Origin of the sequence: Microbispora sp. NPDC049633 (assembly GCF_040675265.1) — a bacterium.
GTDB lineage: Bacteria > Actinomycetota > Actinomycetes > Streptosporangiales > Streptosporangiaceae > Microbispora > Microbispora maris.
This window is the reverse complement of record NZ_JBFAOO010000269.1, coordinates 1-8,094: the sequence shown is the minus strand read 5'-3', so window position 1 is coordinate 8,094 and position 8,094 is coordinate 1. Positions and strand designations below refer to the sequence as shown.

At 71.6% G+C, this 8,094-nt stretch carries 8 protein-coding genes; 1 reads left to right on the top strand and 7 read right to left on the bottom strand.

Annotated features, from left to right (window positions below; translation table 11 throughout):
• Both AB0J39_RS36300 and AB0J39_RS36295 read right to left on the bottom strand, forming a co-directional pair.
• A partial coding sequence (locus AB0J39_RS36300; protein ID WP_363473165.1) for an SDR family oxidoreductase occupies nt 1-695 on the bottom strand: 695 nt, incomplete at its 3' end.
• On the bottom strand, nt 692-1,684 hold the full coding sequence (locus AB0J39_RS36295) for a diiron oxygenase (protein ID WP_363473162.1): 993 nt from the start codon (nt 1,682-1,684) through the stop codon (nt 692-694). The genes AB0J39_RS36300 and AB0J39_RS36295, both read right to left, overlap by 4 nt.
• A 199-nt stretch (nt 1,685-1,883) precedes the next feature.
• Here AB0J39_RS36295 and AB0J39_RS36290 point away from each other — a divergent pair, with 199 nt between their 5' ends.
• Complete coding sequence (locus AB0J39_RS36290) at nt 1,884-3,077, top strand: FAD-dependent oxidoreductase (RefSeq protein WP_363473160.1); 1,194 nt, start codon at nt 1,884-1,886, stop codon at nt 3,075-3,077.
• A gap of 21 nt (nt 3,078-3,098) precedes the next feature.
• Here the strand turns inward: AB0J39_RS36290 and AB0J39_RS36285 are convergent, their stop codons facing one another.
• The 5 genes from AB0J39_RS36285 to AB0J39_RS36265 all read right to left on the bottom strand — a co-directional run.
• Nucleotides 3,099-4,079 carry a hypothetical protein gene (locus AB0J39_RS36285; RefSeq protein ID WP_363473159.1) on the bottom strand — a complete coding sequence of 327 codons (981 nt, stop codon included), beginning with the start codon at nt 4,077-4,079 and terminating at the stop codon, nt 3,099-3,101.
• 2 nt (nt 4,080-4,081) lie between these two features.
• Nucleotides 4,082-4,999 carry an SCO2521 family protein gene (locus AB0J39_RS36280; RefSeq protein ID WP_363473157.1) on the bottom strand — a complete coding sequence of 306 codons (918 nt, stop codon included), beginning with the start codon at nt 4,997-4,999 and terminating at the stop codon, nt 4,082-4,084.
• A gap of 17 nt (nt 5,000-5,016) precedes the next feature.
• Nucleotides 5,017-5,973: an SCO2522 family protein gene (locus AB0J39_RS36275; RefSeq protein WP_363473155.1), complete on the bottom strand. Its 957-nt coding sequence runs from the start codon at nt 5,971-5,973 to the stop codon at nt 5,017-5,019.
• Nucleotides 5,970-6,884, bottom strand: coding sequence for an SCO2523 family variant P-loop protein (locus AB0J39_RS36270; RefSeq protein ID WP_363473153.1), 915 nt, complete (start codon nt 6,882-6,884; stop codon nt 5,970-5,972). The genes AB0J39_RS36275 and AB0J39_RS36270 overlap by 4 nt, the downstream gene beginning before the upstream one ends.
• A 1-nt stretch (nt 6,885) precedes the next feature.
• Nucleotides 6,886-8,094 (bottom strand): SCO2524 family protein (locus tag AB0J39_RS36265; RefSeq protein ID WP_363473151.1); only part of this gene is annotated, 1,209 nt, incomplete at its 5' end.

Here is an 8,094-nt window from a genome sequence, read left to right as displayed (position 1 = left end):
GCCACGATGAGCGCCCGGTTCGCGGCCACGCCGCGCAGCAGGTCGCGGGCGAGCGACTCCACGGGATACAGGCGCCCCTGGGCCCGCACGGCCGACGTGCGGGCGCGCAGGCCGATCTCGGTCTGCGGCAGCCCGGGGTTGGCGTTGTCCAGCAGCGGCGTGTCGGTGAACCCGGGGCAGACCACGCTGACCCGCACGCCGTGCGCCGCCGCCTCGGCCCGCAGCGCGAGCGACAGCCCGACGACGGCGTGCTTGGTCGTCGTGTACGGCAGCATCATGGGCGCGGGGGTCAGCCCGGCCAGCGACGCGGTGTTGACGATGTGCCCGAAGCCCTGCTCGATCATGAGCGGGTACGCCGCATGCACACCGTGGACCACCCCGCGCAGGTTCACGTCGATCGTCCGGTTCCAGTGGTCGAGGGTGAACTCCTCGGCACGGCCGCCCACCGCGATGCCGGCGTTGTTGAACAGGAAGTCGAGCCGCCCGTGCCCGGCGGCCACCCCGGTGACCAGTTCCCGGACGGCCTCCGCGTCGGAGACGTCGCACACGACGCCCGCGCAGCCGAGCTCCTTGGCGGCGTCGTCGGTCCCCCGGACGTCGGCGATCGTGACGTGGACGCCGCGCCGTACGAGCTCGGCGGCGACGGCCCGCCCGATCCCCGACGCCCCGCCCGTGACGACGGCGGTCTTGCTCACGCGTTGCTCCTCGCCCGAACCCTCGGCTCGTCCCAGATGCCCATGACCCGCCACAGACGGCGGCTGACCGGGTTCATCATGCCCAGATCGGCGCACAGCTCCCTCGTTCTGGCCACCGAGTCGCGGGTCTGCGCGGCCGTCTCGGGGTTGTCCACGTAGACCTCGCGCACGACGTCGCCGGGAATGCGGAACGCCCTGATCATGGAGCCGGGCGGGGACAGCATGATCCGCGCCATCAGGCCGATGATCAGCGGTGTGAGCAGGCTCAGCGCGAAGCGGCGGTGGCGGGGCATGCGCGGCACCCGCCGGCGCAGGTAGTGACGGGCGAAGGAGATGTGCCGCGCCTCCTCCGCCACGTGGATGCGCATGATCGTCTCTTCGAGCGGGTGCCGGATCCGCCCGCTTCTCAGCGTCGCGCGCTGCACGTGGTCGATCGGGTCCTCGCCGCCCAGCACGAAGACGAAGAACAGCTCGGTGGAGATCAGCGGGATCCACGGCACCACCTGGGCGAGCAGGCTGAGCGGGCCGGGCATGCCGCGGATGGGGAGCTTCGTGCGGTTCACGAACTCCTGGAACATCATCCCGTGATGACCCTCTTCGATCATCTCGTGATAGACGTACCGGAACTCGGGGGAGCCGTTCGGCAGCCGGTAGGCGTAGTTGAGCAGCCCGCGCTTGAGCAGGTTCTCGAACTGCAACCCGATCTTCATGGCGGTGGCGACCCGCCAGAGCCCGATGCGCGCCCTGACCTCCGGCGGCTGCGCGAGGTACCAGGGGTGGCCGCCCAGCCTGTCGGCCGGCGGCAGCTCCCACCGCGGGTCGGTCCGGTCCACGTGGAATTCCGGGTCGTCCCAGGGGATGTCGATGTACGGCTCCCAGTGCTTGTCGACAGAGGCCTTCGACAGGCGTTCGATGACGGCCTCGTACGCGCTCCGGTCGGCGACGTTCGTGTCCTCGCTGGTCGCGGTGATCTTCGGCGCGGCGGACATGCGGCCCTCCCTTCCGGCGGTCGCAATTGTACGGCTCATCCAATAGCTGGGGAAGGGGCCGGCGCGTCGCGACTCGGCGGATTTCCCGGCCGGCAAGATTCCCTCGCGGTACAGTTCGGCGAGGTCACCGGTGTGTGGCCTTCTTGAACGGCCCTCCCTCGCCTACTGTCGAAGCGAGGACGGCGAACTGGGAGCCCGCGTGCCTGAGACCTGCGACGTCGTGATCATCGGTGGTGGCGTGATCGGCTGCGCCATCGCGCATCGGCTGGCCGCGCGGGGCACGAGCGTGGTGCTCGTGGACGCCGGGCAGCGTCTCGGCCTCGGCGCTTCCGACGGCGCGATGGGCGGCATCCTGACCCAGACGGAGCCCTCCTGCCTCGGCCCGCTCAGCGACGTGATCAAACACAGCCGCGACATGTATCCGGAGTGGCTGGAGGAGATCCACGCGGCCTCCGGCGTCGAGGTCCCGGTGCTGGACGGCGGCGACATCCAGGTCGCGCTGGACGAGGCCGAGATGGAGCGCCTGGAGACCAAGGTGCTGCCGCAGTGGAAGAACTCGCCGTTCGCCGTCGAGCGGCTGACGGCGGCCGACGCCAGGCGCCTCGAACCGCTGCTGAGCGAGCGCGTCGTCGGCGGCTTCCTGCTGCCGGAGGAGCTCGCGCTCGACCCGCGGGTGCTCATGTCCGCACTGTCGGGAGCCGTGCTGTCGGGCCGTACGCCGATCCGGGTGCTGAACGCGGTGTACGCCACCGATCTGCGGACCGGGCCCGCCGGCGTCGAGGTGGACCTGCACGACGGCCGCCGGGTGTCCGCGCAGACGGTCGTCGTCGCGGCCGGCCATCTGAGCGGGGTCTTCCTGCCCCGTCAACGCGCGCACCTGTTCCCCATCAAGGGCGTGGCGTTCGACGTCCGCCCGCCCGGGGCGGTCACCTACCCGCTGCGCCACCACGTCTTCGCGGAGATCAGGCAGGACGGCCGGGAGTACTTCCCCTACCTCGTCCCGCGGTACGACGGCAGGGTGGCGGTGGGCGTCACCTACGAGGAGAACGTGGGGGACGTGACGGTGACCGCCGCGGCGATCGAGGAGATCCGGCGGGGCGTCGCCGAGCTCATGCCCACGGCGGCCACCTGGCCGATCGGCCGGCGGTGGGCCGGACTGCGGCCGGGCAGCGCCGACCACATGCCCATCCTCGGCCACGTGGACGACCACGGCCGCGTCGTGGCGGCCACCGGCCACAGCGGCCTCGGCGTCACGCTCGCCCCCGTCACGGCGGAGCTGGTGGCGGCCCTGGTCACGGGGACCGCCGGCGAGAAGGAGCGGGAACTGCTCGCCGTCTGCCGTCCCGACCGGCCCTTCCCTCCGGCGCCGCCGGTGCCCGACACCGTTCTCTGAAGCGCCCGGCCCGATTCCCCGCTAGGCCGCGGGTGTCGCCGCGTCCCACAGTTCGCCGAACCGCTCGACCCGCTCCCGCACCCTTTCCTGGTCCCGTACGAGGATCGTGCTGTGGATCACCGGGGCGATGCCGTCGCCGACCTGAGGGGCGGGATTGGACTCGTAGTAGACGACCCCGTCGAACAGGATGAAATCCGACAGCGAGCCGCGCAGCAGGGGCGGCGCGTCGGTGAGGAGGAGCGTGCGCACCTCGATCCCGACCGTGGTCTGCCACTTCCACACCCGGCGGAACGCCTCGGAGTCGAGCCGCTCGGAACGATCCACGACGAACAGCCGGCGCACCCGCACCCCGCGCTGGACGAGGTCACGCTGGAGCCGGACGTAGCGCTGCCCGAGGTCGGTGTGCCAGAAGCCGCTCCCGAACTCGGTGTCGCGGGCGTCCACGCTGGTCAGGCTGATCGCGTCGAGGCTGATCCGCGTGTTGCGCGCGAGCGCGAGCAGCCAGTCGCGGTCCTCGCCCTCGTACAACGCGTACCTGCCGTCGGACAGCTCGCCGAGGAACTTGGCCATGCGGGTGACCTCGTGGTGGACCAGGCTCTTGACGAGATCGGGCATGTCGTCGCGGATCTTGGCGGCGTTCTGCACCAGCTCGGCCACGCCCCTGGTCTGCAGCGCGGACATCTCCACGACGCCGAACAGCTTGCTCGCCTCGTTGATCTTCGAGAAGCTGTCGGCCACCAGATCGTGGGTCTTCGTGTGCTGCCTGCGCTGCTCCTGCAGCACGGTCTCGAGCTGGTCGTCCACGTCCGTCAGGAACTGCACGACGAAGACGACGCCGCTGATGAACGTCGCGAGCAGCAGGCTCCACAGGTCCTCGTTCGGCCCGTGGATGAGCGCGTTGCTCACGAGGTAGCTCACGCCGCCCACGAGCACCGTCACGAGGACCTTGCGCACGATCCTCGGGACCAGCGCGCGCGACGGCTCGGATGCTTCTCCGGTCACGGTCACCTCCGTCCGGTTTCGGCGGACACACTGAGCAGGGCCAGGGTGTTCATCGCGACCTGGTCGCGGACCCGGTCGACCAGGGAGCGCCACTGCCGGGTGAACCCCGGCCGCCGCTCCAGGCTGTCCCAGAACGGCGTCAGCCACTCCTCGACCCGGGCGGCGGGCATCCACAGGTGCAGCAGGTGGTCGATGGCGGGCGCCAGGCGGGCCACCGCCTGGGCCTCCGGCGTCGTTCCGATCCGCGCCCGCTCGACGATGACCAGCAACGACGTCAGCAGCCAGTCGTGCGTCGCCAGGTCCTCGCACAGGTCGACCACGGCGGGGGTGAACGGGCCGGGGTGCGTCAGGCGCAGGGTCCGCTCCTGCTCGGTGTGCAGGGTGAACCGGATCGACGGCTCGCCGGTCTCGGCCACCCACCGCAGGCTCGTACGCGGGATCTTGAAGGGCGCCCGCCGGTCCAGCAGCGGGGAGGACTGCACGAGGTCGAGGAAACGCCCGCTGACGGCTCCCAGATCGAGGCAGCCGGGTGCGGGGTCGCCGGTGAACCCTTCGGCGAGGTCGGCCGCCTTCGCCTTGCCCAGGACCTCCACGACGCCCGGCCGGGCCAGGTAGTGCGACCAGGCGAGCCTGCGGTCGGTCTCCGAGCGCACCACTCTGACGTACGACGAGCCCTGGGCGACTCTGCCCCCGGTCACCGCGCAGCGGGACACGACCGTGCCCACGCCCCTGACCCGGGAACGGGAGGCGGCGGGCAGCGCGCAGTCCACCCCGGTCAGCCGCTCGGGCGACACGGCGTGGACGATGGGACGGCGGGAGACCCGCACGGTCTCCCCGGCCGTGATCCCCAGCACCTGGCGGCACGTCGACTCGGAGATCTCCCCGGAGTTCTGCAGCAGCCCGGTGTGGACTTCCCCCATCACCAGCATCGGGCCCCTCAGACGAAGACGTAGGAGATGCGGTCGACGAGCTCCTCTTCGAGCCGGACTCCCTCGCCCTCGCTCCGGCCGGCGACCTGCCGCAGGACCTCGTCGTCCACCGCGACCTGGCTCAGGATCGTCCGTACGGCCAGCTCGACGGGCAGGAACCGGGGGGACAGGACGGACAGCGTGGTGTACGCGCTGAACGGCGCGGCCTGGGGATCGAGCCGGACGACCGCGGGCAGTTCGTCCCAGTTCCGGGGCCAGCCGCCGTCCAGGGCCACCGGAGGAAGCGGCACCCGGCCGTCGCTGCGCAGCAGCCCCAGCCGCAGGAGCTGCCAGACGGCGGCGAGAAAGGGGCACGACCAGGTGCGCCGCGGCCCCTTCTCGTCCCACAGCTCGACGTCCACGAAGATCGAGTGGCCGCGCTTGGCGTTCTGCGCGGGCGGTTCCCACGGCCGGGCCTTCCCCATCGCCTGCACCGGCGCGGTGCGGGGTGAGCGGGAGCCGTTGCACAGCCAGCCGGTCTCCTTCACCGGCGGGCGCGATCCGTCGGTGTCCGGCGGCGGGTCGTCCACGAGCCGGTCCTCCACCAGCCGGGCGAGCTCGACACCCTCTGATTGCGCGCAGGCGGACTCGCGGGCCAGATAGTCGATGGTCAGGTCGTGCTCGGCCGCCGCCTCGAGGATCATCGGCACCAGCTCGGCGGGAGTGCTGAAGCGACTGAAGTAGTCGTCCACGAGGAAGCAGGTGCTCACCCGGGCCCGGCCCCCGGGCACCCGCTCACGCCATAAGGAGCGGACCGTGGCGAGCCACGGCGCGACCCTGCGGAACTGCTCGCGCAGCCGGTCCGGGCCCGCCTCGAAGTCCTCCATGTAGAGGTGCCCGAGCTCGACGGACACGTGGGACAGGGGCACGGAGGCGATCCTGCGCTCGGCCGCCACCTCGCCGAACGTCGCGTGCACCGGCGTCACAAGCCCTCCCACGCGTTGTCGTCGACGATCTTCTTGGCGAGCTCGTCGAACGCGGCGGCGGTCTCCGCGTTCGCGATCTTGCTGGCGAGCACGTCCTCGTCGGTGATGAGCTGCTCGCGCCACTGGAGGACCGGGTCCAGCGGGATCTTGCCGAGCATGGCCGTACGGCCGACGCTGTGGCGGCCGGCCAGCTCGCGCAGCTCGCTGTCGCACGCGCTGAGCCAGGCCCGCTGCTCGTCGCGCAGTCCGACGAGCTCCGACGCGTCCGGCTCGAGCACGGCCGTGCGCACGAAGCGGATGCGGTCGCGCAGGTCGTCGGCGTCGTGGCCGAACCTGGTGCCGACGTCGAGCAGCCCGTCCGCGCCGGTGACGAGCCCGGCGGCCGCGATGATGTGCTGACGCGTCCAGCGGTGGAAGACTAGCCAGCGGAACGGGACGGCCGGCATCCGCACGGTCGCCGCCAGGACCAGCTCGGCGGTGAAGGACCGGCCGGCGCTGACGTCGATCATGCACAGGTCGAACTCCTCCTCCAGCCGCCCGAACAGCTGGACGCAGCGGCCGACGATCTCGTCGGTGAGGGCCGACAGCTCGCCGCCGCCCTCGCTGCCCGGAAGCAGCACGAGCCGTCCCGCGCCGGGCGGGCGCGTGCGCAGCCCCTCGCGGTCGGACTCGGCCCACACGTCCACCCGCCGCGGCTGCGGGCACTCGCCGCGCAGGTATTCGTGCAGGCCGTTGCGCCGGGTGCCGCGGGCCACCCCGCTCACGCTGAAGATGGCTCCGGCGGTAGGCGAGCCGAAGTCGAAGTCCAGGTAGCAGACGTCGTTGCCCTGCAGGGCGTGCCGGTACACGATGTTGGTGCCGGTGACCGAGCGCCCGGTCCCGCCCTTGTCCGAGATCGCGAAGACGAGCAATTCAGATCGCCTCCGACGCGCTGTCGCGGGCGGCGGCGAGCCGTTCGAGGTCGAGGAGCGCGCTGTTGATCAGGGCCTGCGCGGTCGCGGGGCGGTCGCTGACGATCGCCCTGGCCCGCTGCAGTGAGGCCTGGATCGTGCGGAGCTTCGGCTGGATCGTCTGCCCGGCCACCAGCGGCCGGGTGACCAGCTCCTGGTCCAGCAGGTGCTCGGCCTCCCCGAGCATCTGGTAGGCCAGCTCCACGAGCTGGGGGCTGCGCAGCGGCGGCTCTCCGCTGGACGTCGCGGCGGAGACGAGGAACTCGACGACGCGCTCGCTGAAGTACCACGACGGCTCCTCGTCGCGCGCCTCGATGTCGGCGAAGACGTTGCCGGGCTGGTCCCACAGGCCGGCGGCCGGGCCTTCGACGTGGCGGCGCAACATGATGTGCCGCCAGATCTGGTCGGCGAGGGCGACCAGCCGCTCGCGCATCCGGGTGTTCTGCGCGATGGAGGCGGCCCAGATGGTGCGTTTGAGCAGCGTGATGGCGAAGTCGGAGACGACCCAGACCAGGTGAGGGCCGAGCGCGTCGCTGCCGTGGAGGTTGATCGGGACGCCGGGGGAGTGCATGAGCACGGGCGGGTCGCCCGGCACGGCCCTGCGGATGATCCTGGCCCGGATGGCCAGCTCCTCCAGCACGGCGGCGACCCGGCCGAGGTCCACGTCGGCCGCCCGGTTGTTGACCAGGCTCTGCACCACCATGGCGGTGACGCCGAGGCTGTAGTAGTCCGACTCCTTCTCGTCCACCGTCCGCCAGGGGATGTCCTCCAGCGGCCAGGTGCCCCGTCCGAACGTCGCGATCGTGCGCCAGTAGGACTGGGTGAGGTCCCAGCGGCGCTGGATGGCCTGGGCGAGGGTGATCTGGTCGTCGTCGAGCAGGCTCAGGACGCGGGTGCGTGAGGTGAACAGGTCGGCGATGCCGACGAGGGCGTTGACGGTGAAGTAGAGGAACGGCGTGTCGGCGGCCACGCCCTTGGGCTGGGGCCCGATGTCGAGCGGGGTGACGATGTCGGGGGCGTCCTTCACGATGCCCCACGTCCAGCCGCACTCGAACAGCAGGTTCTCGTTGTCCAGGTCGACCTGGCTGCCCGAGCCGATCGTCAGGTCGCGCAGACCGGCCCGTACGGGCCGCAGCTCGCGCCGCAGGTCGTCGAGCACCCGGCGGGTGGG

Coding starts and splice junctions, on each gene's coding strand:
- AB0J39_RS36295 (WP_363473162.1), bottom strand. CDS start 1,684: ATGTCCGCCGCGCCGAAGATCACCGCGACCAGCGAGGACACGAACGTC.
- AB0J39_RS36280 (WP_363473157.1), bottom strand. CDS start 4,999: ATGGGGGAAGTCCACACCGGGCTGCTGCAGAACTCCGGGGAGATCTCC.